The sequence below is a fragment of the Paenibacillus sp. FSL H7-0735 genome (genome assembly GCF_038008505.1).
Lineage (GTDB): Bacteria > Bacillota > Bacilli > Paenibacillales > Paenibacillaceae > Paenibacillus_AQ > Paenibacillus_AQ odorifer.
On record NZ_JBBOZH010000001.1, the window covers coordinates 1,643,755 to 1,670,149 of the forward strand.

At 44.1% G+C, this 26,395-nt stretch carries 20 protein-coding genes; 16 read left to right on the forward strand and 4 right to left on the reverse strand.

Translation table 11 applies throughout. From position 1 onward, the window contains the following. The first annotated feature begins 87 nt into the window (after nucleotides 1-87). Nucleotides 88-417, forward strand: coding sequence for a hypothetical protein (locus NSS82_RS07575; RefSeq protein WP_036679494.1), 330 nt, complete (start codon nucleotides 88-90; stop codon nucleotides 415-417). Nucleotides 418-438: 21 nt separating this feature from the next. Here the strand turns inward: NSS82_RS07575 and NSS82_RS07580 are convergent, their stop codons facing one another. Further along, nucleotides 439-885, reverse strand: a complete 447-nt coding sequence (locus tag NSS82_RS07580; RefSeq protein WP_036679492.1) for a GNAT family N-acetyltransferase — start codon at nucleotides 883-885, stop codon at nucleotides 439-441. A 591-nt stretch (nucleotides 886-1,476) separates the two neighbouring features. Here NSS82_RS07580 and ilvB point away from each other — a divergent pair. The 5 genes from ilvB (at nucleotide 1,477) to NSS82_RS07605 (ending at nucleotide 10,685) form a co-directional block, all read left to right on the forward strand. Continuing rightward, complete coding sequence (ilvB, locus tag NSS82_RS07585; RefSeq protein ID WP_076273453.1) at nucleotides 1,477-3,219, forward strand: biosynthetic-type acetolactate synthase large subunit; 1,743 nt, start codon at nucleotides 1,477-1,479, stop codon at nucleotides 3,217-3,219. Then, the gene (ilvN, locus tag NSS82_RS07590) at nucleotides 3,216-3,704 is read left to right on the forward strand and encodes an acetolactate synthase small subunit (RefSeq protein WP_170914191.1); all 489 of its coding nucleotides are present in this window, start codon (nucleotides 3,216-3,218) and stop codon (nucleotides 3,702-3,704) included. Before ilvB ends, ilvN begins: the two co-directional genes overlap by 4 nt. 177 nt (nucleotides 3,705-3,881) lie before the next feature. After that, nucleotides 3,882-4,874 carry a ketol-acid reductoisomerase gene (ilvC, locus tag NSS82_RS07595; RefSeq protein ID WP_036679485.1) on the forward strand — a complete coding sequence of 331 codons (993 nt, stop codon included), beginning with the start codon at nucleotides 3,882-3,884 and terminating at the stop codon, nucleotides 4,872-4,874. Between the two features lie 102 nt (nucleotides 4,875-4,976). Continuing rightward, on the forward strand, nucleotides 4,977-6,518 hold the full coding sequence (locus NSS82_RS07600; RefSeq protein ID WP_036679482.1) for a 2-isopropylmalate synthase: 1,542 nt from the start codon (nucleotides 4,977-4,979) through the stop codon (nucleotides 6,516-6,518). Nucleotides 6,519-6,806: 288 nt separating this feature from the next. Continuing rightward, nucleotides 6,807-10,685, forward strand: a complete 3,879-nt coding sequence (locus tag NSS82_RS07605) for a collagen binding domain-containing protein (protein ID WP_076273452.1) — start codon at nucleotides 6,807-6,809, stop codon at nucleotides 10,683-10,685. 67 nt (nucleotides 10,686-10,752) lie between these two features. Here NSS82_RS07605 and NSS82_RS07610 read toward each other — a convergent pair whose 3' ends face one another. Together NSS82_RS07610 and NSS82_RS07615 are read right to left on the reverse strand one after the other, a co-directional pair. Beyond that, nucleotides 10,753-11,898 (reverse strand): response regulator, encoded by a 1,146-nt coding sequence (locus NSS82_RS07610; protein WP_051491105.1) that lies wholly within the window; start codon nucleotides 11,896-11,898, stop codon nucleotides 10,753-10,755. Nucleotides 11,899-11,982: 84 nt separating this feature from the next. Beyond that, nucleotides 11,983-15,087 (reverse strand): hybrid sensor histidine kinase/response regulator, encoded by a 3,105-nt coding sequence (locus NSS82_RS07615; RefSeq protein ID WP_076273451.1) that lies wholly within the window; start codon nucleotides 15,085-15,087, stop codon nucleotides 11,983-11,985. Between the two features lie 118 nt (nucleotides 15,088-15,205). Between NSS82_RS07615 and NSS82_RS07620 the strand changes: the two genes are divergently transcribed. From NSS82_RS07620 to NSS82_RS07635, 4 genes are all read left to right on the forward strand, one after another. Beyond that, nucleotides 15,206-15,772, forward strand: coding sequence for an RNA polymerase sigma factor (locus tag NSS82_RS07620; protein WP_051491104.1), 567 nt, complete (start codon nucleotides 15,206-15,208; stop codon nucleotides 15,770-15,772). Further along, entirely contained in the window at nucleotides 15,769-16,221 is a 453-nt protein-coding gene (locus tag NSS82_RS07625; RefSeq protein ID WP_038569222.1) for an anti-sigma factor family protein, read from the forward strand. Before NSS82_RS07620 ends, NSS82_RS07625 begins: the two co-directional genes overlap by 4 nt. Nucleotides 16,222-16,296: 75 nt before the next feature. Further along, nucleotides 16,297-16,794, forward strand: coding sequence for a hypothetical protein (locus tag NSS82_RS07630; RefSeq protein WP_036680114.1), 498 nt, complete (start codon nucleotides 16,297-16,299; stop codon nucleotides 16,792-16,794). A gap of 17 nt (nucleotides 16,795-16,811) precedes the next feature. Further along, on the forward strand, nucleotides 16,812-17,903 hold the full coding sequence (locus tag NSS82_RS07635) for a DUF4097 family beta strand repeat-containing protein (protein ID WP_038569223.1): 1,092 nt from the start codon (nucleotides 16,812-16,814) through the stop codon (nucleotides 17,901-17,903). A gap of 75 nt (nucleotides 17,904-17,978) precedes the next feature. Here the strand turns inward: NSS82_RS07635 and NSS82_RS07640 are convergent, their stop codons facing one another. After that, nucleotides 17,979-18,959, reverse strand: coding sequence for an aldo/keto reductase (locus NSS82_RS07640; protein WP_076273450.1), 981 nt, complete (start codon nucleotides 18,957-18,959; stop codon nucleotides 17,979-17,981). Nucleotides 18,960-19,185: 226 nt separating this feature from the next. Here NSS82_RS07640 and leuB point away from each other — a divergent pair, with 226 nt between their 5' ends. The 6 genes from leuB (at nucleotide 19,186) to NSS82_RS07670 (ending at nucleotide 26,392) form a co-directional block, all read left to right on the forward strand. After that, nucleotides 19,186-20,268: a 3-isopropylmalate dehydrogenase gene (gene leuB / locus NSS82_RS07645; protein ID WP_036680106.1), complete on the forward strand. Its 1,083-nt coding sequence runs from the start codon at nucleotides 19,186-19,188 to the stop codon at nucleotides 20,266-20,268. A 171-nt stretch (nucleotides 20,269-20,439) separates the two neighbouring features. Next, nucleotides 20,440-20,979, forward strand: a complete 540-nt coding sequence (locus NSS82_RS07650; RefSeq protein WP_036680102.1) for a peroxiredoxin — start codon at nucleotides 20,440-20,442, stop codon at nucleotides 20,977-20,979. Nucleotides 20,980-21,204: 225 nt separating this feature from the next. Further along, nucleotides 21,205-21,612, forward strand: coding sequence for a hypothetical protein (locus NSS82_RS07655; protein WP_036680100.1), 408 nt, complete (start codon nucleotides 21,205-21,207; stop codon nucleotides 21,610-21,612). A gap of 391 nt (nucleotides 21,613-22,003) precedes the next feature. Next, nucleotides 22,004-23,107: an ATP-binding protein gene (locus NSS82_RS07660; RefSeq protein WP_036680098.1), complete on the forward strand. Its 1,104-nt coding sequence runs from the start codon at nucleotides 22,004-22,006 to the stop codon at nucleotides 23,105-23,107. A gap of 106 nt (nucleotides 23,108-23,213) precedes the next feature. Beyond that, the gene (locus NSS82_RS07665; RefSeq protein WP_143761325.1) at nucleotides 23,214-24,719 is read left to right on the forward strand and encodes a leucyl aminopeptidase; all 1,506 of its coding nucleotides are present in this window, start codon (nucleotides 23,214-23,216) and stop codon (nucleotides 24,717-24,719) included. A 114-nt stretch (nucleotides 24,720-24,833) separates the two neighbouring features. Continuing rightward, nucleotides 24,834-26,392, forward strand: a protein-coding gene (locus tag NSS82_RS07670) for an IS3 family transposase (RefSeq protein WP_094903917.1) whose coding sequence is annotated in 2 segments (ribosomal slippage) — nucleotides 24,834-25,467 and nucleotides 25,467-26,392 — 1,560 coding nt in all. Because the reading frame shifts where the segments join, the coding sequence is not laid out codon by codon here. Nucleotides 26,393-26,395: the final 3 nt, after the last annotated feature.

The following is a 26,395-nucleotide window of genomic DNA, read 5'->3' on the forward strand; positions in this document are numbered from 1 at the left end:
TGTACAGGCGAAGGTCCTTTCCAACGAATAGACTGTTTTGTAGATGATGCGAATGAGAGGCGTACAAAACATTTAGGAGGGGATCATATGACTAAGCCAGTTACGAAGAAGCAAGTTATGAGACTCGTAGGTAAGCAGATCATTGCAGTAAAAAAAGACGGTACTCAGGTGACAGGTAAACTGCTGCGTGTATCCGGAAATCGTCTGATATTACAACGCGTAAGTGGTAAAAAAGTACAAACCAAAGCAATCATTCCTTTAGTGTTGTTTGATTTGCTTGCCATTGGTACAGCACCTTATGCTTTTGGTGGTGGCTATGGCGGTGGAGTGCCTTATGGTGGAGGTCCTGGCTATGGCAATCCTTATGGAGGCTATGGGTACGGAGGCACACCCTATCCACCTTTCGGATTCTTTTAAGTTCAGTTGAGTTTGATTTAATTAGATGAACCTTTTTTCCAGTTCGTAACAGAAGCTTAGGGATTGATAACGGGCTACGCTGTAGCCCAATTTTTGATAAAAGGCAAGAGCTGCTGTATTTCCTAAATCGACGGATACCTTAGCCCGATGACATCCGCGTGATAGTGCAAATCGTTCTGCTCGATCCATGAGCATATTCCCCAAGTGTTTGCGCCGTGCTGCGGGTGCTATGGCTAACATATCGATATAAAGTAAATCACCATGCAGCAGGAAATGGACAAACCCCATTGGATCACTCTCATAGTCGGGACAGGCGACTAAGGTGATACCGTGTCCCAGACGACGGGGGATATCTTTTTTGATTTTGGCAATCTCAGTCTTTGGCAAATGAGATAATGGTACAAGCTGTCGCTCGATTAAATCAAGGATAATGACGTCATCCTGCTTGGGTCGACGATAACGGATCATAGAGCGCCCCCTTTCTACGCATTGTCGTACATCATATGTCGGGAGCGTGGTGGGGGTTCCCAGCACGTAGAAGTAGGAGTTGTGACAATATTAAAAATAAGGGTATTGACTTATCCATGTTAGGAATCATATAATGTGTCTAAACATTTTATCGAACATACATGTATCGGCAATGATGAGGACGAAGTTTTAAGGGCTCTTTTGCTCAGAGAGTGTGAGGATCTGCTGCAACCTCCACCGAAATCCCTTATATACGAGCTCACCTCGGAGCTGTTTTCCTGAAAGGTCCACTGGCTAGAGTGGTGGAATTATTAGGGGAAATCGTTTAGTCCGCGTTAGGGACTTCAGGTTACAGAGATTAGGGCCCTTGCCTACATCGATGGATTTTTGTATACCTGATAAGGCGTTGCATCGCGAGATGTAATGCAAACATGGGTGGTACCACGGAAGATCAACCTTTCGTCCCTCACGCGCTAATACTGTGCGTGGGAGGCGAAAGGTTTTTTTGTTTTATTAAGAACCATTTGCTGATGTATAAAGGACGGTCCGTCATTTGCATAATGAATGTTAAATATCGGAGGAGGAATACTGATGAGCGCGCAAATACCGGAATTACGGTCTACTGAGCAGTTAAAAGAAAAATGGATGGAGCCGGAGGTCATTTCCGGTTCCGAGATATTACTCCGCAGCCTTGTATTAGAAGGTGTAGACACTGTATTCGGATATCCGGGTGGAGCTGTACTGTACATCTATGATGCATTGTACGGTTTTACGGATTTCAATCACGTGTTAACACGTCATGAGCAAGGTGCTATTCATGCAGCTGACGGTTACGCTAGAGCAAGTGGCAAACCAGGGGTATGTATAGCCACCTCAGGTCCCGGAGCAACGAATCTTGTAACAGGTATTGCTACAGCATATATGGACTCCACTCCATTGGTTGTAATCACAGGTAACGTATTCTCCAGCCTGATCGGTACAGATGCTTTCCAGGAAGCAGACATTACCGGGATAACGATGCCAATCACTAAGCATAGCTACTTTGTAAGAGATGTTGAGGATCTTCCGCGTGTTATACATGAAGCTTTTCATGTGGCGAATACCGGTCGTAAAGGTCCAGTGTTGATCGATATTCCGAAAGACGTGTCAGCAGCGAAGACGTTGTTCACACCAGTGAAAACAGTGAATCTTCGGGGCTACAATCCTTGTACAGTTCCAAACAAACTGCAGCTTGATAAATTGGTTCGTGCGATTGCGGTTGCTGAACGTCCGATCATCATTGCAGGTGGTGGAGTTATTTACTCCGGAGCACATGAAGCTATGTTCGAATTCGTGAAACGGACAGAGATTCCCATTACTACAACCTTGCTGGGTCTCGGAGCTTTCCCTAGTGCAGAAGAACTTTGGATGGGAATGCCGGGTATGCATGGTACGTATACCGCGAATAATGCGATCCAACAGTGCGATTTACTTATTAATATTGGTGCACGTTTTGATGATCGTGTTACTGGCAGACTGGACGGCTTCGCGCCAAAAGCCAAAATCGTGCATATCGATATAGACCCTGCAGAAATCGGGAAAAATGTATCGCCTGATATTCCGATTGTAGGCGATGTGAAAACTGTATTGGAAATGCTGAATCCTGAGGTTGGCCGCGCATCTAATGCTGATGCTTGGAGAACACAGATTACTCAGTGGAAGCTAGATCAGCCGCTTCGGTATAAGGATTCAGAAACAGAGCTTAAACCACAATGGGTGATTGAAATGATCAATGACACCACTAAAGGTGAAGCGATTGTCACAACGGATGTTGGTCAGCATCAAATGTGGGCTGCACAATACTATAAGTTCAATCATCCGCGTTCATGGATTACTTCAGGCGGTCTTGGAACGATGGGCTTCGGATTCCCGTCAGCTATCGGTGCACAGATGGCACATCCTGAACGGTTGGTAGTATCGATTAATGGTGATGGCGGCATGCAAATGTGTTCCCAAGAGCTAGCAATATGTGCGATTAACAATATACCAGTCAAAATTGTAGTAATTAACAATCAGGTGCTTGGCATGGTTCGCCAATGGCAGAATCTTATCTATGATAAACGTTACAGCTTTACAGATCTCGCAGGCAGTCCGGACTTCGTTAAGCTGGCTGAGGCCTATGGCGTAAAAGGTCTACGGGCGACGAATAAGGAAGAAGCACGTGATGCATGGCAGAAGGCACTGGAAACACCGGGTCCAGTATTGGTAGAATTCGTTGTTCCAAAAGACGAGAATGTCTACCCGATGGTAACTCAAGGTTCAACCATCGATCATATGCTGATGGGGGATGAATAACAGTGACAAGACATACGATTTCTGTACTCGTAAATGACCAGCCGGGTGTGCTTCAACGGGTGTCGGGTTTGTTCGGTCGCCGCGGATTTAATATTGAGAGCATTACGGTTGGCCAGTCTGAAGAGGTTGGATTGTCCCGGATGGTTATCGTTACTCTTGGAGACCAGCATACGCTTGAACAAATCGAGAAGCAGCTCTACAAGTTAATTGATGTAATTAAAGTCGTTGATCTTGGATCTAAGCCAATGGTTGCTCGTGAGCTGGCTCTGATTAAAGTGAATGCTGATCCAAGTGAGCGTCCGGAAATTATGGGCGTTGTAGAAACCTTCCGGGCTTCAGTTGTTGATATTGGCAGCACTACATTGTTAGTACAGGTAGTTGGAGATACAGTGAAGATTGATGCGATGATCGAGCTTTTGAAACCTTATGGAATCAGAGAGCTGTCTCGCACGGGTATTACGGCTATGGTACGCGGTAACTCTTAAATATTTTATTTTGCGACTTTAACGGATTACTGCTTGATTGCATTAATCTGATATGATATGAATGAACTTCCCGCTAAAGAGCGGGAGCTTGAGGAGCAGCTAGATCTTCTATGAATCCAGTTCTCTTGAAGCACCCGCTCTTTATGATGGGTCTCAAATTAAAGGAGGATATTGACAATGGCAGTTACAACGTACTATGAACAGGATGCAGAACTTAGTGTATTAAAAGGAAAGACAATTGCGGTAATCGGGTACGGTAGCCAAGGACATGCCCAAGCACAAAACCTGCGTGACAGTGGTCTTCAAGTTGTGATCGGTCTTCGTGAAGGTAAATCTTTTGAAACTGCGAAAAATGACGGTTTTGAAGTATTGCCAGTTGCTGAAGCAGTATCCCGTGCAGATGTTGTGCAAATCCTAATGCCAGATGAAACACAGGCTTCGGTATATAAAAATGAAGTAGAACCAAACCTCAAAAAAGGCGCAGCTTTGATGTTCTCCCACGGCTTTAACGTACACTTTGGACAAATCGTTGCTCCTAAAGATGCAGACGTGCTGCTTGTAGCACCAAAATCTCCAGGTCACATGGTTCGTCGTACTTATGTTGAAGGCTTTGGCGTTCCTGGCTTGATTGCTATCGAACAAGATGCAACTGGAAAAGCTAAAGAAATCGGTCTTGCTTATGCAAAAGGTATCGGCTGTACACGTGCAGGGGTTATCGAAACTTCTTTCCGTGAAGAAACCGAAACTGACTTGTTCGGTGAACAAGCTGTACTTTGCGGTGGTGTATCCGCACTGATCAAAGCTGGCTTCGAAACATTGACTGAAGCAGGATATGCTCCTGAAATGGCTTACTTCGAATGTCTGCACGAATTGAAGCTGATCGTTGACATGGTATACGAAGGCGGATTGTCCAGCATGCGCGATTCCATCAGTAACACTGCTGAGTACGGTGACTATGTAACTGGACCACGCATTGTAACTGAAGATACTAAAAAAGCTATGAAAGCTGTTCTGACAGATATTCAAGAAGGTAAATTCGCTCGTGACTTTATCCTTGAAAACCAATCCGGACGTGCTTTCCTTACCGCTACTCGCCGCAACGAAGCTGCTCACCCAGTAGAAGTTGTAGGTAGCCAATTGCGTGAAATGATGCACTGGATTAAGAAATAATCATAATCATACTTATGATTAAATAGTATTACCTTCAAATGCGGCCGTGACTTTGCGAGCCGCATTTGAGAGTTTCAGCACAATTTTTGGGAGGTGCTTAGCATGCGGAAAATTTATGTGTTCGATACGACACTGCGAGATGGAGAGCAGTCACCAGGTGTGAACCTCAACACGCGTGAGAAAGTGGAGATCGCTTACCAGTTAGAGAAGCTGGGAATTGATCGCATGGAAGCGGGTTTTCCTGCAGCTTCTCCAGGTGATCTAGCTTCTGTTAATGCGGTGGCAAGAGCTGTGAAGAACGTCACGGTAATCGGCCTTTCTCGTTCTAGAGAGACAGATATTGATGCTGTAAAAGAAGCACTACAGGGAGCGCAGGACCCTTGTATTCATATTTTTCTAGCTACATCTCCTATTCACCGCCAGCATAAGCTACGGATGGATAAGGCTCAGGTGTTGGAAACTGCACAGTCTGCTATCCGATACGCTAAAAAATATTTCCCTAAGCTCGAGTTTTCATTAGAAGACGCGGGCCGTACGGAGTATGATTTCATGGCTGAAATGGTCGGCATGGCTATCCGGGAAGGCGCTAATGTTGTTAATATCCCGGATACTGTAGGTTATTTGAATCCTTCGGAGTACGGAGCTATCTTTAAATATCTAAAAGAGAATGTGCCTGATATTGAACGCGTACAGCTTAGTGCCCATTGTCATAACGATCTTGGTATGGCTACAGCAAATACGCTGGCTGCGATTCAGAATGGTGCAGATCAGATCGAAGGAACGATCAACGGTATCGGTGAACGTGCCGGGAACACAGCGATTGAAGAAGTTGCGCTAGCGCTTGAGACACGGGCTGAATTTTTTGGCGCAAAAACATCGCTTACGTTATCCGAGATCTCTCGCACAAGCCGTCTGGTCAGCAAGCTGACAGGTATGGTGGTTCCAGGGAATAAAGCGATTGTAGGAGCTAACGCATTTGCTCATGAATCGGGTATTCACCAGGACGGGATGCTGAAAGAGAAAACTACCTACGAGATCATGACACCGGAGACTATTGGACTTAAAGAGAGCAAGCTGGTACTCGGCAAACACTCTGGACGTCACGCTTTCCGCGATAAGTTGAGTGATCTAGGGTATGATGTGTCCGAAGAAGAGCTGAACACCGCTTTTTCTAGATTTAAGGATTTGGCAGATAAGAAAAAAGAAGTATCAGATGAAGACATTTTGGCTTTGATTGAAGAGAAATTAATTGATACGCCAGAAGTCTTTAAGCTGCAAACGATGTTCGTTACTTATGGTAATGAAGCTGTTCCAACCGCCAAGGTTATTATTGCGGGTCCGGAAGACCAGCCGATTGTAGCTGAGGCAGAAGGTAATGGTTCAGTAGATGCCATCTACAATGCTATTGATAAAGCCACGAATGAGGAAGTTACCCTTGGAGATTATTCGATTAAATCGGTCTCCCGTGGTAAAGATGCGCAAGGTGAGGTTCATGTAGTACTGTCGCAGGGAGAAGTAGCTGCACAAGGCCGTGGACTTAGCACCGATATTCTGGAAGCAAGTGCCCGCGCTTATATTGATGCGCTGAACAAGCTTCTGGAGAAGCGTAAGACTTACACCAAACGTGATCACGCTAGTCTATAAGATGTACAATGTTGTTATTTTTATTTTCCACTAAGTAGTAAATAAGACAGGGATATGCGAGTTATTGCGCATATCCCTGTTTTTTTTGCAATAAAAAGATCTCCAAGACTGTAATAGGATGCTGTTCAGATTATGTATAGATGGACTATTTACAATAGTTGTTAGGTTGCAAATTTATATCATGAAAAAGAGTCAAGGAGGTTAATGCGGGGGAGTAGAGTACGGGATTCAAAGGATAAAGCTTAGGAAAGCACGATAAACGGAGTGACAAAGGAGGCATTTTTAATAATGTTATCAAAAAAGAAAATTAGCGCATTGCTCGTAGTATTCTTGCTTGTGACGCAATGGGCTTACAGCTTTGGCTTTGGAGTCAATTCGCAGGCATATGCGAGTGGCAACGGTACTGTAATTGGAGATGACCTCATTACTAGTGTTACGCTTGCTGTATACACCGATGATAAATACACAAATACGGTTACAGAAAGCGTATATGAACTTGATTCCTATTCGGAATTGAACTATACATGGTCACTTCCAGATGGGCATGGATATAAGGATGGGTCCACCTATACCTTTGATCTTCCAACACAGTTTGAACTTTATAACGATCTGAATGGTGATCTTATTTTTGACGATGAACCTGTAGGAACTTATACCGTCGACAAAAATACTAACCGCGTTGTATTTACATTTAATGCTTATATCGAAACCCACGATAAGGTGGGAGGGACTTTCTCCGTAAGGTCACTTTTGAGCTCCAAGAAGATTACTGGCTCCACGAAGCAAACCCTGATTTTCCCGATACAAGGCGGTACTCAGACCATTGAGCTTAATTTTAAGCCGAAGGTTAGCTCTACTATAGAAAAAGACGGTTCGCCTAAGCCGCAGTATTATAACCCAACAAGCATCGCTTGGACGGTTGATGTGAATAAGGCACTGGAAAGCGTAAAAAATGCAGTTGTCACAGACACACTCCCTGCGGGATTATCACTGAATACGGTATCTATTGCTGTTTATGAGCTTGATGTGAAGGTCGATGGGACTGTGAGTCTTGGCAATATAGTGGACAGCAGCAAGTATGATGTGACAGGATCCACTTTGGGAGAGTTAAAGCTGAAATTTGCGGATAACCCGCTTACTAAGGCCTACCGGATTGGCTTTTCTACGGATATTACTGGTACTGGTGTAGATGCGAAAACCTTTTTGAATGAGGCAGTCTTAACAGGAGATAACGGATTTTCTAAAAAGGCTAGCACTACAGTTACAGTAGGACGTGGCAAACCACTATCGAAAGAGTCCACTAAATACGATGCAGCGAATCAGGTGATTTCCTGGGCTGTTAATTTCAATTACAATGAAAAAACAATTTTAGCGGCAAATGCTATTTTGAAGGATACATTCAATAACACCCAAGATCTGATTCTCAGCTCGGTTAAAGTTTATCCTGTAACGATCGACAGTAATGGCAACGGGGTTAAAAGCGCGGAAATCGCTTCAAGCGAATATACAATAACTCCAACAACTGCAACGGGATTAAATGGTTTTGATCTGAAATTTAACAATGATATTAATTCTGCCTACCGTATTGAATATCAGACAAAGGCAAATGGCAGAGTATTTGATGATGGCAAGATTACGAACAAGATTACTTATGATGGAAAAACAGAAACGGGTTACAGTGATATCAAGCAGCAAATTCTCCATAAAAATTATAGCAACGTTAATTATGCGACTAAGACCCTCGATTGGACTATCCAAATTAACGATGACAGCAAGACTATGGAAAATTTAGTGGTGACAGATACTTTTGGCAATGCCGGATTAAAGCTTGTCCCGGGTACATTAAAGGTTCAACCAACTAAAGGTGGAACTGCTACCGTCCATAGTGTTGTTTACAATGCGCATGATCCGGTTGCAGTAAACGATGGATTTTTGATTACTTTTAATGCGCCGATAAATGAGCCTTACACAATTACTTATACAACAAGCTTTAACTATGATTGGCTGGCTCCGGGCAAAACTCAATTCACTAATACAGGTGCACTCGATTGGAAAGAAACGGTTAATGGGGTGAAGGAGTCTAAGCATAAAGAATCGACCGCAACCTTTAATCCAAGAGATGAGGTTAAAAACAATGGGAAGAAGAGTGGTTCCTACAATGCTGTAACTAAGGAGATCACTTGGAACATTGGGGCTAATTATAATCAGAAAACGTTAAGCCAAGCTCAACTGGTTGATACCATTTCAGCTGGCCAAGTTGTAAATATGGATTCTGTGAAAGTGAATAAATGGGAGTATGGAAAGGATGGAAATCCTTCTCCGCAAGCTAGTGTGAATTCCGCTGATTATAAAGTGGAGCTGGATGGCAGTGAGCTGAAGGTGACATTTAATAAAACGATTAATTATGCGTTCTACGTCACTTTCAAAACAACGTTCGCGGATCAAGCGATTGATTCGAATGAAATTAAAAATACAGCTACGTTATATGACGGTACGAAAGTAGAGTCCGCTAAACTTCAAGCTTCTGTTAATATCCCTCAGGGCGGGGAATACGTTAACAAAGAAGGTGCGCAGGATGGCAATAAAATTCATTGGACGATTTACATCAACCGTAACCAATCTTTTGTAAAAGAAGCGGTAATTACGGATATTCCAAGCGACAATCAAATCCTGCTGTCCAATACATTCCATGTCTACAAAACGAAAGTTGCAAGCAATGGGGATGTAACATCCACCAACCAAGAATTGGTGAGTGGTACAGATTATAAGCTGGAAATCACTACGGATAATGACGGAAAAGAAAGCTTTAAGCTTAGTTTCCTCAAGGATATTTCCGAAGCTTATATTTTAAAATATGATTCCCTGATCACAGCACAAAACAATGATAAGGTAACCAATCAGGTTAGTTTTGATGGTAAAAACATCAAGGTAGTTCCAGGTGTAAGCACCGAGGAAATTATCGTTAAGCTCTCTAGCGGCTCCGGTACAGGAAGCGGCGTAAGAGGACCGTTGACGATTACCAAAGTAGAAGACGGGAATACCAGCAAGGTGTTAAGTGGGGCCGTTTTTGATCTGTATCGCGTAGTTGATGCCGATAAGATCTGGATTAAGGAAGGCACGACGGATACAAACGGGATACTTGAATTTACCAAACTGACAGGTGGGAAATATGTATTAATTGAGAAAACAGCACCTGCTGGTTATGTTCTTGATCAAACACCACATGAAGTGACTATTTCTTCGACGACAGGGATAAGCCTTCAGGTTAAAAACAAAGTTCCGACACCAACAGCAACGCCTATACCGACCGTAACGCCAGCACCAACGGTAACACCAACGCCAGCGCCAACAGCAACACCAACGTCGACGCCGACAGCAACGCCAACGTCGACACCAACAGCAACACCAACGTCGACGCCAACAGCAACACCAACGTCGACGCCGACAGCAACACCAACGTCGACGCCAACAGCAACACCAACGTCGACACCAACAGCAACACCAACGTCGACGCCGACAGCAACACCAACGTCGACGCCGACAGCAACACCAACGTCGACGCCAGAGGAACCGACAGGTCCTATCTGGACACCATCACCGACTCCGGAAGTAGTCGTTACTTCTACGCCAACACCAACACCAGTTGTGGTGGCAACACCTTCACCAACACCGATGGTAACGCCAGTGTCGACAGCAACGCCAACGGTTACGCCAACAGCTACTCCAAGCCAGCCTGTGGCAACTAGTACGCCTGTTGTTCCGCAGGTAACTCCACCTGTGCAGAAAGAGATTACCAATGAAGATGTTCCTATTGAAGGTGAAATTCCACTTGGGGGAGTGCCAAGCCTGGGAGATGAGCCGGGACATGGTAAAGTAATTATTACTAAGGATGGCAAATGGGTCTACACACCTGATCCGGGCTATATTGGTAAAGATAAGTTCACCATTATTGTTACAGATGAGAATGGAAATGAAGAAGAAATCCTCATAGAGATTGATGTGGAGGAAGTACCAAAGGGTACAGTCACTAAGCCAGGAAATAACAGCAATAAACCGACTCAGCTTCCGAAAACGGGAGAAGACAGCGCATTTCCGATCTACTTGGTAGGTGGAAGTCTGGTACTACTAGGGTTTGTATTAACAAGACGATTCAAACGTAATAACTAGGAAGGTAATAATAAAGACACCCGGTTTTATCCGGGTGTCTTTATTATGTCTTGATAGGGTATTTAGCTCATCGCACTCTATGGTTAAACTGTTCCCATTGCTCGTACCAGTGCTCAACGCTGGCTGGAAGGCCAAGGTTAAGTTCCTTTTGGAACAAATCCTTGAGCAGCTTGTACTGCTCTTCCACAGCGGAACGTTCTCCAATACTGTCGTAGACCTTCATTAATCCTAAATGCCCTTGTTCAAAATAAGGCTGCAGCTGCACTACTCGTTGATAGACAGTAACGGCTTCGGCAATTCTGTTGCTTTCTATATAAAATTGGGCAATGCCCATTGCATGGTGCAGCCAAATGGTACGAAGGCGTTGCCGCTCACTTTCGGCCCATAAATAATCATAATCGTCAAAGTAATCTCCAGAATAAAGCTCGAATAAAACTTGATGCTCCGCACAATTAACTTCACTAATGGTTTCCAGAGCCAGAATCCCCTGTTCCCACTTATCTACATCGATCAACATTGATCCGGTTTCAAGGGTATAGCCTTCCCCCCCGCTAAGGTTGCTGATATGCAGGTCGACTTCATTCTGCTTTAAGCATTGCCGGACTTGATAAATTGTTGTATAGAGATGGGTAGAAGCCTTTTTCAGATTAAAGTCAGGCCACAGCAGTTCAATCAGCATGTCTTTACTTACAAAGCGGTTGCGATTATGGAGCAAAAAAGCAAATAACTCTTGGGCCTTAGAGGTTCTCCAACGCAGATTATTCAGAGATTGTCCACCTCGTTCAAAACGAAGCGATTGAAGACAACGAATGGTTACCTCTTCTGTTGCAATGATGAGTTTTGGGGCAAGTGACAATCTTTCTTCTAACCGTTGGACGGCCTTCAGTAGTCGGTCATTTCGCACAGGCTTCAAAATATAATCGAGCGCATTGATCTCAAAGGCTTCCACAGCATAATGGTTATACGCGGTAACAAAGATAATATTTGCGTTTGGACAGGTCTCTTGGAGCATCTCGGCAGCTTGAAGACCATTAATTTCAGGCATTTCAATATCAATAAAAATAACGTCAGGATGATAAGACGGAGCCTCTTGAATGGCCTGCGAGGGGTCCGTATAGGAAGCGGCTATATGTATGGATGGTATTTTTTTTAACATAAACTCTAATTTCACAAGGGCAAGCCGTTCATCGTCAACTAATATTGCCTGAATCATTATTAATCACCACTCAGATATAGTATTTTAGCCAAAAATACGTCGAATCCTTACTTGATATTTGGGTTCACAATAGTTTGTCTGTTAATCAGAAAGTTTTCGAATCGGATTTTTTTTGTCAGAAGGAATAATAAAACTCACAGAAGTTCCTTTCCCTTCGGAGCTTTTAATCTGCAGCCCTTTTCCGTAGACCCGCAACAGCCGTTTATGTGTATTTAAAAATCCGATTCCTCGTACATCATTAGACGGATTGCTGAGCAACTGCTGGAGTTGTTCGTTTTTCATGCCTTGGCCATTGTCTGATATCGTGATTTCAATATCGCCAGCTTGTTCCTTGATGGTTATGGACACCGTTCCTCCTTGGGAGCGACTCAAAATACCGTGCCGGACAGCATTTTCAACCAGTGGCTGTATAGTCAGAGGCGGCAGCTGAAAATGCAAGCTTTCCTCATAATCCCAATGAATGGTCATCCTATCTTCAAAGCGCTCCTTCTCTATGTAGAGGTAGGCATGAACAAGCTCAAGCTCTCGTTCAATCGGTATCATAGGCTCAGCATTCAGGAAATTGAAGCTTAAACGCAAATAAGAGCTGAAGGCATCCACAAGGTGACTCATTCTATTAATATCAAAAGAGGCCAGCGCGGATATTGAATTTAATGTGTTGAACAAGAAATGTGGTTGTATTTGCGCTTGAAGATAGGCAGCTTCCACACGAAGCCGTTCGTTTACGGACTGTTTTAGATCTGTTAAGGAGCGTACACGGGCCTTCAGCTCTATTGCATTCATAGGCTTCATTACATAGTCATTTGCACCTGAAATGAATCCGGTATAAATATCTTCTGGTTGGTTTCGTGCCGTCAGAAGCAAAATGGGAAGCTCAGCAATGGTGTAACGTTCACGAATTCTATGCGCCAGTTCATACCCGGACATTTGTGGCATCATTACATCTGTAATAATTAAATCCCACTGAGCGGTATCCAGCAATAGTAAAGCATCGTTTCCGCTGGTCACCGTAACGATTTCATAGTCCTTGATGGAAAGTACGTTGGTAAGTATTTTTAGATTAACCGGATCATCATCTACAGCCAGAAGCTTGGGTCTCCTGCCATGGGCTGATGAAACGATACCCGGCGCGGTTAATTTGGATAAAGTGATCATAGATGGCGTGTCCGAGAATTCAGTCATAGAGGGCAGTTCTGAATTCAATACCCGGCTGGTTGAATCGTATAACGGCATTGTGAATGTGAAGGTAGTACCTTCTCCAAGTGTAGAGACTACACTTATTTTCCCGCCGTGAAGTTCAACTAACTGCTTGCTGGTGCTTAATCCAAGCCCGATGCCACCGCTAACTTCGTTCATGCTGGAGTCGCCCTGTTCATAGGGCTGGAAAGCTCTGAGCAACGTCTCCTCGTTCATGCCAAGACCAGTATCCGTAATATGAATCTGCGCCGATTTTTTATGAATATCTGCATGGATTCTTATCGTGCCTACAGTCGTATATTTAACAGCATTTTGAAGCAGATTGAACAAGATCTGAATGAGTCTTTTTTCATCAGCCACAATAGAAGGGAATGAATCTGGTATTTCTGAGATTAAGGTTAAAGATTTCCCTTCTGTTAAGAATTTGAACATATCAAGCACACCCACTGCGAAGGATTGAATCTTAAGTTCTCTGAGCTGCAATTGTATATTGCTTTCACGGAGCTGGGATTGATCCAGCAGATCGTCTACCAGAAGGGACATACGTCTTCCAACGGTAATGAGCAGTTTTAAATTCTCAGCATTTTGATGCGTTACAGTGTCACGCTCGCTGTCCAGAACAGTTTCGGCAATGTTAATGATACTGTACAGCGGATTTTTTAATTCATGTGAGGTGTTAGCCAAAAAAACATCCTTTTGCGTAACACTTCTCTGCAGGCTGTGCGCCAGTTTTTCTGTCTCCTTAGTATTCCAGTGATATCGCTTAAATCCAAAAGTCGCAAAGCACAAAAAGGCGATAATTAGATCAAAAGGATAATAGGTAACGTTGACCCAGTTATAATTCTTGAACATTCCCCAAAGTGTGCTGTTAACGATGGCAAGCATGGATAACAACAGGAAAATAGAGCCTTCGTAATTTTTAACAATAGATCTCAGAAAAAGAATTACGACACCTAATGCTAAAACTAATAAATTTATGCCGAAAATCAGTGTGTGAAATTCATAATAGTGAACAACGGGTCCAAATAATATGAACAGGATGTCTACTATGGACAGGATGGTTAGGATACGAATACTTTTTATTTTTAAATCCGCGAACAAAAGATGTTTGCTTGTCTGCAGGATAAAAATAAATACAGCAATATAAGAGATAAAAAATAGTTTGAAATTCCATTGATAGTTCAAGGGAAATACGTGCAATAAAAGCCTGTCATCATCTATGAGTACGGTAGTTATAGCGGATATTACCAGCAGAAAAAAATAGATCAACATCTTTTGCCGCAGCCCAATTATATATAAAATAACAGCATATACAGCGTGAAGCAGTAGAACAACACATAATAGCAACTGTAGGCTAATAGAGATCAGTCTTTCCTGTGTTAAAGCTTTTTCGCTGCCAAATACAATCGTTTTAGAAATTCCTCCCGTTTGGGAAAAGGAATAGTTGGCTACATGGATCACAATTTCAAGTTCACTTTTATCGGTTGTATATGATACTGAATAAGGCAGTATGTACGGCATATAGTGTTCTTTACTCTCAGCAGGAGTGCCAGAGCTGCCCAGCCGTTCACCATTGATATACACTTCTGAAGAAGAGCGAGCTCCGGAAATGAGAAGACTATAAGATTGCTTCTTATTATTATCTGTAAGCACACGTAGTCGATAGGAGCCGTAGCCAAAAGCAGATTTATCACTATCGCTATCGCTAAGTGCATCTTTCCAGTTCCCCGGGACTTGTATATATTTTGTAGGAGCAGAGGTTAGAGATTGTTCGTTGAATGAAGGAAGCAGCATACCCGGGTAGAACTCCCACTGCCCATTTAAAATAAGAAGTTTGTCCGGATTCAAATTTTGATCCCGTAAATCCAACACCCCATTGATCAATGGTGGTTGTGTGGTGTGTGGAGAAATCATTACCCATAGGATACGAAATCCAGTGAGTATAATAAGAAACAATGCGATAATTAAGAAGAGTTTTCTTTTAGTCATAGTAGTTAAACATTATTCGACAACAAACTATATATTCCTCTCTTCGGCCTATTTCAAAAAATTCAAAAAAATTTATGCATAGGTTGCAGGGGGGAAGGATTGTCTGGCGTCTAACGTTATGAAGGTGAAGGAGGGGAGAAAGCTGGAAGAGGCAGAATGGATTGCTGCTGTGCTGAACGGTCAACATCAAGCCTTTGGGCATTTGGTGACACGTTACCAAGGCATGGTATACAGAGTATGCGTCAAAATCACAGGGGAAGCCGAATCGGCCAAAGATATGGCCCAGGAGGTTTTTATAAAAGCATATAAAGCGCTCCCCTCTTTCAGAGGACAGTCCTCCTTCTCGACATGGCTGTATCGGATTGCCTACCGCACCTGTCTGGACTGGAAACGGGCCAACGATAGGGAGTGGAAGTACCGAAGTGCAGCTGATTACACAGAAAATGATTGGGTAACGTCTCAAACTCCGGAGCATGAGGTACTTGAGCAGGAAACATCAGCTGAATTAGGAGAGAATGTGAACAGTCTGGCGGAACCGTACCGGTCGGTCGTCCAGCTGTACTATTTTCAGCGGAATTCCTACCAAGAGATTGCAGAGCAAAAGGGAGTTTCCGTGAAAACAATCGAATCGCAGCTTTATCGAGCCAGACAGATGATGCGTAAACAAAGGGAGGAATGGCGATGAATTGTGCAATAGTGAAGGAATGGATGCCACATTATATAGACGGCCTACTGTCTCCAGAGATGGAGCTGAGTATCCGATTGCACATAGAGTCATGTCCTGATTGCGCAGAGTGGCTGGAGGAAGCCAAAGCAATGTCGGAGCTGTGGTCGGAAATGGATGCTGACAGAGAACAGCTGCAGGCGCAGATGGACTTCCCGGATCTCGCAGCAGATGTTATGACACATATTGAGCAGCTCGAAACAGGGCGCAGATCACGAGCGACTAAGGCGACAAATGTAAGACGTCGTTCTGCCCCAAAAACCTCATGGATTCATTATGGAGTGGCTGCTTGCCTCAGTTTGTTATTGTTGCAGTTTGGGGTATTTGAGAATTTGGCCTATGGCATTACCGAAATAAACGGCCATATGTCGAATTCAGTAACCCAGTGGTTTGGTGGCTTTGGGAGATAGAAATAAAATAATTGATCATTAATAGATGTTTAAATTGGCTAAAGTTTTGCTACCCAAATTTTAGGAGGATGTATTATGATTAAGAAGAGACGTTGGCTCACTTTTATGCTGGCTATGGTACCTGGAGTAGGTCATTTGTACTTAGGCTTTAAAAAGCAGGGTTTACAGTTTATGATCGGGGCGTCCTTATGTATAATGTTTATTCCGTCCGAGCCCTTGATCTTCCCGTTTGCCCTGGCGGCGCTGTGGTTTTATCAATTGTTTGATGCCCTGCAGAAGGCGGCTTGGATGAAAATAACTGCTGCTGAACACGAACGAATGATGTTTCATCCAGACAGCTTCGGAGCCCCTTGGACCATGGGGATGTCCTCTATGCCTGGATATCCGCATGAAGAGATCAATCCAGCTTGGGTGGGAATCGGCTGTGTTGTTGCTGGATTCCTCATGTTGGTAATCACAGCTTTCCCTACCCTTTGGGATATGCTGACTGAGATCAACATCGGCACGATCCTATTATCAGTGGGTCTGATTGCGTACGGACTGAAGATGTTAAGGAACAATACGAGAGCATAAGAAACGGGGATTTAACTATGGGGAGATGGAAAATAGGAAGTTTCACAGCAGCCTTGGGCTGCATTGCCCTTGGTGTCATTATCGTGATGGCTCAGTATGATATGATCAGCTATGAGGTGCTTGGTTTTTTATGGCCGGCGTTGTTGGTCTTATTCGGACTTGAGATGTTGATTAGACTTTTTATCAAATCCGATGTCAAAAGCCGTGTAAGCGGCTGGGCCATCCTGTTAATTATTGTGCTGATCGGAGCAAGTGGTGCTCAGACAGTAATGGCCGGAGGTTCACTCAGCAATCTGATCGGTAATACACATCTAACTCCGCTTAGTGGGAATGTGGAAGTGAAAGAGAATATTACGACGCTCAAAATTGTACTTCCAAGTGGAAAAGTAAAGGTTGAGGGTGTAGCTGGAAGCTCTTTGGATTATGAGGGAAGTTTACTGCTGCCTGGAAAATCGCAAAGTGATGCTGAAAGTGCACTGGAAAAGAAATGGAAGGTTAGTACTGAAGGAGATACACTGATTATGGAGCTTGATTCCGATCATAATTGGTTCTCTAACATTCAGTTTGGATTCAATACCAAAAGTCCTTATCTAAATGTAAGTGCACCCAATAACCTTGCTGTTGAGGTTGAGACAAGTGATGGCTCTATAGAAGCCTGGAATCTAAAGTCAGGTATAGAGGTTGAGACAAGTAATGGTGCATTAAATATTCATGATATAGTCGGCGAAGTGGATGCGCATACCAGCAATGGGTCACTATCCGTACAGAATATCCAAGGTGAAGTTGAACTCGTGAGCTCTAATGGAGCCATAGTATTGGATAACATTGATGGGGCGTTGTCAGCCAAGAGCAGCAACGGCAAAATTACTATAAACTCAGCAGTGACCGGAAACTGGAAATGTACATCCAGTAATGGAAAGATTATAGTGGGCTTGCCGGCCGTGTCGGATGCGAAGATTATTGCAGATACAAGCAATGGCTCGCTGAAGGGGAATGTACCCTGGGATCGGGACGGCGATAGCTATGGTACCGCTGTGCTTGGTAAAGCCACTTATACTGTGGACTTAAGCACGAGTAATGGAAGTGTGACCGTGGACACAGCTGAATAAGTATGAATAAAAGGGAGCTGGGGCTTCAGCGTATTGATTCTGCTGAGGCCTCAGCTCCTTTGTGATAGAACTTACCTACCAAGCATACGCTTTAGGGGCTTCACCGCCGGGTCCAGGGAATATTTCATCTAGTCGTTTAAGCACAGCTTCATCTAGCACAATCTCAAGACTGCGCAGCGCACTCTCAAATTGCTCCAGGGTGCGGGGGCCGATAATTGGAGCAGTTACAGCAGGATTAGCCAGTAGCCAAGCAAGAGCGACATTATCCTGTGGTTCTCCCAGCTCCATACATAAGCTGGCAAAAGCCTCAAGCTGGCTCTTGTGCTGCTCTACACGATCTGCATTTCCGCCACTTCGGCTGCCCTCTATTTTTTTGAGTGCATTTCTTCCGAGAAGACCTCCATCGAGTGGGCTCCAAGGAATAATACCTAGTCCCAGATGGCGAGCGGCTGGCAAAACTTCAAGTTCAGGAAGCCGACAGGTCAGACTGTATTTATGCTGCTCTGAGACTAGTCCAAGAAAACCACGAGCCTTAGCTTCTTGTTGAGCTACGGCGATATCCCAGCCTGCAAAGTTACTGGAACCGACATAACCAATCTTGCCTTGATTCACAGCCAGCTCGAAAGCCCCCCAGAGCTCTTCCCAGGACGTACTGCGGTCTATATGATGCATCTGGTACAATTCTATATGATCGGTCTGAAGACGCTGCAGGGACCCTTCAAGATGGCGGCGAATGATATATGAGGATAATCCTTCTTCATCATTAGGACCATCAAGCTTATCATTCATGGCTCCATAAACTTTGGTGGCTAGTACAACCTTTTCCCGCCGCCCGCCGCCTTGCTTAAACCAGCGTCCAATAATGGTTTCAGTCAGGCCAGAATTTTCACCCCAACCGTAAATGTTAGCGGTATCAAAAAAATTAACACCTGCATCCAGTGCAGCGTCCATGATGCGGAAGGCTTCTTTTTCATCCGTCTGCGGGCCAAAATTCATCGTTCCTAGACATAGGCGACTGACCTTCATGCCGGATTTGCCAAGCTTTGTATAATGCACTTCGCATTCACTCCTTTGATAGATGACTTCATATTAATTGTAAACATCTTCAGAACTAAGAGCAAATGTGCTCAGCATTGAGGGTGGTGGTCTGATCCTGATTGTTTATAGGCTATACCTATCAGCTCAATAGAATCTATATCTTTGTCCTTTACGACTGGGTATGATACAACAATATAAAGAAGAACTATGTCTGTTAGAGCAGAAAACTTGAGGAGTGACTGAGATGAGTGAAGTTAAAAAAATCGCCGTTATCGCAGGGGACGGTATTGGACCAGAAGTTGTAGCAGAAGCGGAAAAAGTATTAAAAGTAACAGAAGAAGTATTCGGTTATGCATTTGAAACAGAGCATGCATTATTTGGCGGTATCGCTATAGACGAGAAGGGCACTCCGCTGCCGGAAGATACACTTGAAATCTGTCGTAGCGCAGATGCTGTGTTATTGGGTGCTGTTGGTGGACCGAAATGGGATAATAATCCAAAGGAGCTTCGTCCCGAAACCGGACTGCTCGGAATTCGCAAAGCACTGGGGTTGTTCTCCAACCTGCGTCCAGCTGTCGTATTTGACTGTCTTAAGGATGCTTCGACTTTGAAGCCTGAAGTCCTGGAAGGCACAGATCTTATGGTAGTTCGCGAACTGACTGGCGGGATTTACTTCGGAGATAAATTGCGCCGTCAAGGAGAACATGGTGAAGAAGCTGTGGACACCTGTGTGTATAACGTAATGGAAGTAGAACGAATTGTCCGCCAAGCTTTTGAGATTGCCGGCAAGCGCCGTAATAAACTGGCGAGTGTTGATAAAGCGAATGTACTTGAAACTTCACGTTTGTGGCGTGAGGTTGTGAATAAGATCGCTCCAGAATATCCGGAGGTAGAGGTAGAGCATGTACTGGTTGATAACTGCGCAATGCAGCTGCTGCGCCGTCCATCTAGCTTTGACGTTATCGTTACTGAGAACATGTTTGGTGATATCTTGAGCGACGAGGCTGCTATGCTGACAGGTTCTATCGGTATGCTTGCTTCAGCTTCGATGGGTGACGGCAACTATGGTCTCTACGAGCCCGTTCACGGCTCTGCTCCTGATATTGCCGGACAAGGGCTTGCGAACCCGATCGCAACAATCTTGTCGCTGGCCCTGATGTTCCGCTTAACCTTTGGTTATGAGGATGCTGCTGCTGCAATCGAAGCGGCAGTTGCTGCAGTATTGGATGCAGGACACCGTACAAGTGATATCGCCGTGGATAAGAGCAAAGCGATCAGTACAACTGAAATGGGCGACCTGATTGTTGCAGCAATCCGCAAAGCCTAATCTTCTATTTATAATAATTATAAATAAATAATTGATCTAATCTTGACTTTGATTTTGTGCGATGATACCATTTGTTAAGTAGACAAGATATTATCTATTTCAGCATTTTTCAGTATATTGAGAGATACAAATGGTATTTTTTCTTACATAATCAGAGGGAGGATTCTAGCAATGGCGGAACGTTTAGTAGGTAGACCGGCTCCCGATTTTACTATGGAAACCGTATCAGGTGATGGTAAGGATTTTGGTAAAGTAAGCTTGTCTGATTATCGTGGCAAATGGCTTGTATTCTTCTTCTATCCGCTTGATTTCACATTTGTATGTCCAACTGAAATCACAGCTCTCAGTGACGCAGCAGCGCAGTTTGAAGCACTTGATACAGCGATTCTCGGCGCAAGCATCGATTCGATCCACAGCCACAAAGCTTGGATTAATACCCCTAAGGATTCCAACGGCCTGGGTCGTTTGAATTTCCCGCTTGCAGCTGATATTACGAAACAAGTCTCTAAAGACTATGGCATTCTGATTGAAGAAGAAGGTATCGCATTGCGTGGCTTGTTCATTATCGATCCTGAAGGCGAATTGAAATATCAAGTCGTTAACCACAATGATGTAGGCCGCAGTGTGGAAGAAACTCTTCGTGTTCTGCAAGCCTTGCAATCTGGTGGTTTATGCCCAATGAACTGGAAGCCGGGCGATAAGAATCTGTAAATTTTAGACCGTTATCATAGTGATCTTTGATATTCTGATTTCTACCTCCTTGCAGAAAATTTTCTGTAAGGGGGTTTTTTGCACCAAAAGATCTTGTATATCTAAATAGATTTGAAAATAGGCGCGAAAAGTTATATTATGTCCTCGAGTGGAGGAATCTCCATTGGGGTAATGTAATACAATAATAAACAATCAAAGGGTTATTTCTAAGGAGGGCGAACAAATATGAGCTTTTGCTGTGGAGCGAGTATGGTAGGAACAAAGGGGACCCTAAAACATTATCGCACGCAAGTCCATAATGTTCCCCTGCTTTTTTGTCCGGTATGTCATCGTGTGGAGGTTCACTACAAGGTCGAGAATGAATATGAGATCTTAGCGGAATATGCACATGGAGACGGTGTTACCGACGTGGACTTTCAGGACTATGTCATGGAAGACGAAACTGCAATTTTCGAGAACGTCATTAACGTCGAGAGTGAAGATCCTCTAGCCGTTGTACGCAATCAAATCGATATGGCGCTTGATCTGCTAGCTGTAGCCAAACAGATCGAGGATACCAAGTGGGAACGGGAATTGAAAAAAAGGTTAGCTGTGATGAGTCAGCGCCGTCTACGCCTGCAACAAAAGGCATAAGTTTATTACTAATTTTTTGGGCATGCCCCATTTTTCCATGTAAGCCTCCGCAATTGCGGGGGCTTTTTAGCTTTTTATAATCCTTTTTAGCTTTTCGTAATCCTTTTTAGATTGTTTTAAATCATTTAGGCGAATAAATAGCGATAAATATAATTTGATGTGATGTTTCATATGTCTTTGGAATCATTTTATGAATTTTTTTACCATTCGACAGTTTCTCCGATTGCGTTGTCTAGTTCTCTTGGATATGATTGGAATATAATTGAACCGGTTGGAAAAAGTGCAACGATTACCGAATGTTCTGGCGGCTTCGTCATACACTCAAATACATAGTAATTTGATGTCGCTTAAGCGTCTTCGTCAAATGCAGTAAAAGGGGGAACTTCGTATCGTGATTAGCCAATATCAAGAAAGTCTTCTATTACCGGGAAGAACCTATCAAACTGGACCTGTGGATACTACATACGAGGATGTTCTAGAGAATATTGACAGCGGAATCATGCTTTTTGATGAAGAGGGAGTTATAAGTTTTGTAAATAAGCAAATGTACGGGATGCTCGAGCTTACCCGTCACTCTCTTGTGGGCTGCACATTTTCCCATCTGCTGTCTAATGTTCGACTGAGCCGTTCCAAGAAAAAACAAGTACTGCAGAGCTACAGAGAGATGGTATACAAAGGAAAATCAAATTATGAGTTTCTAGACGAGTATGGCCGTTACTGGAAGGTTACTTTATGCTGCGGAGAGCAAATGAAAGGCTGTTATTTGTTCACTGTCAAGGAAATCTCGGATTATAAGTTAATCGAACAAACGGCTTACCAGAACGATAGCTTAGCTATGCTAGGCAAATTATCCGCATCTATTGCCCATGAAATCCGGAATCCGTTGACCGCGATCCGGGGATTTATTCAACTGCTTCATCCATACTTGCATCAGCTGGGGAAAGAGGAATATGCCAAAATTATATTGGCCGAGATCGATCGTGCGAACGATATTATCCATGAATTTCTGTCCTCCTCTAAGCCGTCAGTTCCGCAGGTGGGGATGATACCCGTGTCCGCATTGCTCAAGGAGGTTGTTCTCCTTACAGAGAGCGAAGCTTTAATGAAAGGCTGCCAGATCAATCTTCATCCTCTTCAAGAGGACATGGTGATTTCTGGCGATGTCAAACAGATGAAGCAAGTCGTGCTTAATATGATTAGAAATGCAATGGAGGCTGTAGCGGATCGAGAAGATGATTCCATGGGGAAAATCGAGGTTGGTGCCCGCAGAGAAGGCTCTGAGGTCCGTATGTTCATATCTGACAACGGTAAAGGAATGGATATTCGTACACTGGACAGGTTATTTAATCCTTTCTTTACTACCAAAGAGAATGGTACAGGATTGGGTCTTTCCGTAAGTGACCGCATCATCAAAAATCATGGCGGATGCATTTCTGTTAGCAGCAGAGTTAACGAGGGTACTCATTTTGTGATCTCTTTGCCATTAATCCATTAGAATAAGTAATAAGAGGCTGATCCCTGCGGATAATACAGATGCGGAGATCAGCCTTTGTTATGTTACAATGGGTGTTGGTTTTGGGAAACAAATGGAGGTAATCACAATGAATATAGAATACAACAGTGGTGTTGCCAACAATGTGCAGGGTGATGCCCTTATCCTTATTATTTCTGAGTCTGAGGTCGAGAATGGAGGCTTTTCCGAAGGATGGGATGACAGAATTCGCCTATTGGGAAAGACGGGTTTATTTAAAGGCAAGCTTAATCAGACTTATGTACTACCTGCTGAGAATTCATCTGGTTGTCCTGTTGTTATTTTGGTTGGCAGGGGGGACCAACTTCTCACGACTGAGGATCTAAGGCAAATGGGGGCTCAGACAGCTCGTGCAGCGCTTCGTTTGAAGGCGCTCAAGCTTGTATTTGAAGTACCGGACACCTTACAGGAGCTTACCGTAGAGAAGGATGTGACTTCTACTGCTTATGCGCTGACGGAAGGGTTATTGCTTGGTTCTTATCGTCGGACTACCTATAAGCAGGTGCAGTCTTTTTATACAGGCCCAACATCAGTTGTTTTCACTATAAAAGAGAAATTAGAGGGTGCTGCCGGACGGGATTGGACTCAAGGCATTCAGAAGGGGCTAGCTTTCGGTGAGGCCACGAATTTGGCGCGGAGCTTGACCAATATGCCTGGTAATCTATTTACCCCCTCAGACCTTGCTGTGGCCGCTATAGAGGTTGCAGAGCGATATGGCTTTCCTTCTGAGGTGCTGGATGAACGGGAAATTGAGCAAAAAGGAATGGGCGGATTGCTCGCAGTTGGAAAAGGAAGTGTAAACCCTCCACGAATGATCGTCATCCGTTATCAGGGGACAGGAAATTGGGATAACGTAGTGGGGCTTGTAGGGAAGGGAGTTACCTTTGACACCGGCGGGATCTCCTTAAAAAGGGCACCAGGTATGGAAGAGCTGATTAGTGATATGGGCGGGGCAGCGGCTGTACTCGGAGTAATGGAGGCGCTTGGCCGCTTACGTCCACGAATTAATGTCGTTATGGTTATTCCATCTGCGGAGAATATGCCATCGGCCAATGCTTTTAAGCCTGGAGATGTTATTACCTCCATGAGCGGACGAACGATAGAAGTGTTGAATACCGACGCTGAAGGCAGAATTGTACTGGGAGATGCGCTGACTTATGCTCGGGAATGGGGAGCGAAACGTATTATCGATGTAGCTACACTGACAGGCGCTGTGTTGTCCACTTTGGGAGATATAGCAACAGGTGCTGTAACTAATGATGAAGCGTTTCTGGAGCGATTTCTGGCCGCTTCAAGCTATTCAGGGGAAAAGGTCTGGCAGCTTCCGGCATACCCGGAATTTCGTGAGATGCTAAAGAGCGAGGTTGCCGATATCCGTAACACTGCTGGAAGATATGGTGGAGCCACTACAGGCGGATTATTTGTAGGTGAGTTTGCTGAGGGCTTGCCATGGATTCATCTAGATATTGCTGGCACTGCATATGTATCTAAAGAACGTGGAGTTAATCCTAAGGGAGCAACAGGTGTCATGGTTCGTTCTATCATTCAGTGGCTGCTGAGCGAAAGCGAGATCTAAACATCCGGGGAGCTGTCCGTTCTAAACAACAAGGGGTGTTCCCTAAATGATATGCTCCCCATATAGTAGACAGGTGAAATAATAAAAACCTGTCGCTGTATGGGGAGCATTTTTATGGAACAAAAGAAGTATACAGCACTGGAAAAGTTAACGATTCTCCAAGAAATTGAACGGGGCGACATTGGTTTGAAAGCTGCGGCCCGGAAGTATGGAATATCCAAAAACTCTATAGTGAAGTGGCGGCAACGTTATCAATTGTATGGATACGAAGGGCTGGAAGTCCGAAGCTACAATCGTACGTATTCTGCAGAACTTAAACTCTATGCCGTTAAGGATTATCTCGAGGGAGGATTGTCGCAAAACCAAATCATCTGCAAGTATAAGATTGCAAGTGCAACCCAACTCGCCAACTGGATTAGGAAGTATAATGGTCATAGCAACAGCTTAACAGCTCATTCAGGAGGAACTAAAGCTATGACCAAAGGACGCGTAACCACTTGGCAGGAACGGATAAATATCGTGCTGTACTGCCTTTCGAACGGAGAAGACTATGCGAAGGCGGCAAGCCATTTTCACGTGTCTTACCAACAAGTATATAGCTGGGTAAAGAAGTACGAAGCAGGTGGTGAAGAGGCATTACGAGACGGTAGAGGACGCACCAAAGCGCCTGAAGAACTTACGGAAGCAGATCGCCACAAACTCGCGATGCAAAAGCTGGAATACGAGAATGCACGCCTGCGTGCGGAGAATGCTTTTCTAAAAAAGTTAGAGGAACTCGAAAAGAGGAGGCGTTAAGAACCATTCGCCAGGTGAATATCTACCTGGCCATTCAGGCTGTTCAGCAGGAACAGTCTTGCTCCATTCGGCTTTTGTGTGACATCGCAGGGATTTCACGGTCAAGTTATTACAAATGGTTGAATCGCAAACCCAGTTTTCGAGAGGCTGACAACGAGAAACTGACAGAGGCCATGCTCCTCTTGTATGAGAAGGTGGAACGAACCTTTGGGTATCGCCAATTGACCCTGCATTTGCGCAGACAAATGGATAAATCTATTAACGCAAAGCGAGTGTACCGGCTGATGAGATGCCAAGGTATCCAGTCAGTCATCCGCAGAAAGAGAAAGAAGTATGTAGGCTCCACGCCTCAGCAGGTTGCAGAGAATGTGCTGAACCGTAATTTTGAGGCTGAAGCTCCAAACCAAAAATGGGTAACGGATGTAACGGAATTCAAATACGGCAACGGCAAGAAGGCGTATTTAAGTGCAATAAAAGATCTGTATGACAAGTCCATTGTTGCTTACGTTCTGGGTCATTCCAATAATAATTCGCTAGTTTTTAACACACTGGAATTAGCTTTGCAGGCAGCACCGGAGAGCCGAACCTTACTCCATAGCGACCGTGGTTTCCAGTATACCTCTCTGCATTTTAAGAAGATGCTGGACGATGCAGAACTGAAGCAAAGCATGTCCCGAGTAGGCTGCTGCATTGACAATTCGCCGATGGAATCCTTCTGGGGAACATTGAAATGTGAGAAGTACTACTTACATACCTACCAGACCTTTGAAGAACTCCAAACAGATATTGATACCTACATTCACTTTTATAATAACGAACGGTTACAGGCAAAACTAAACGGCCTCAGTCCCATTGAATTTAGGACTAAGGCCGCTTAAACT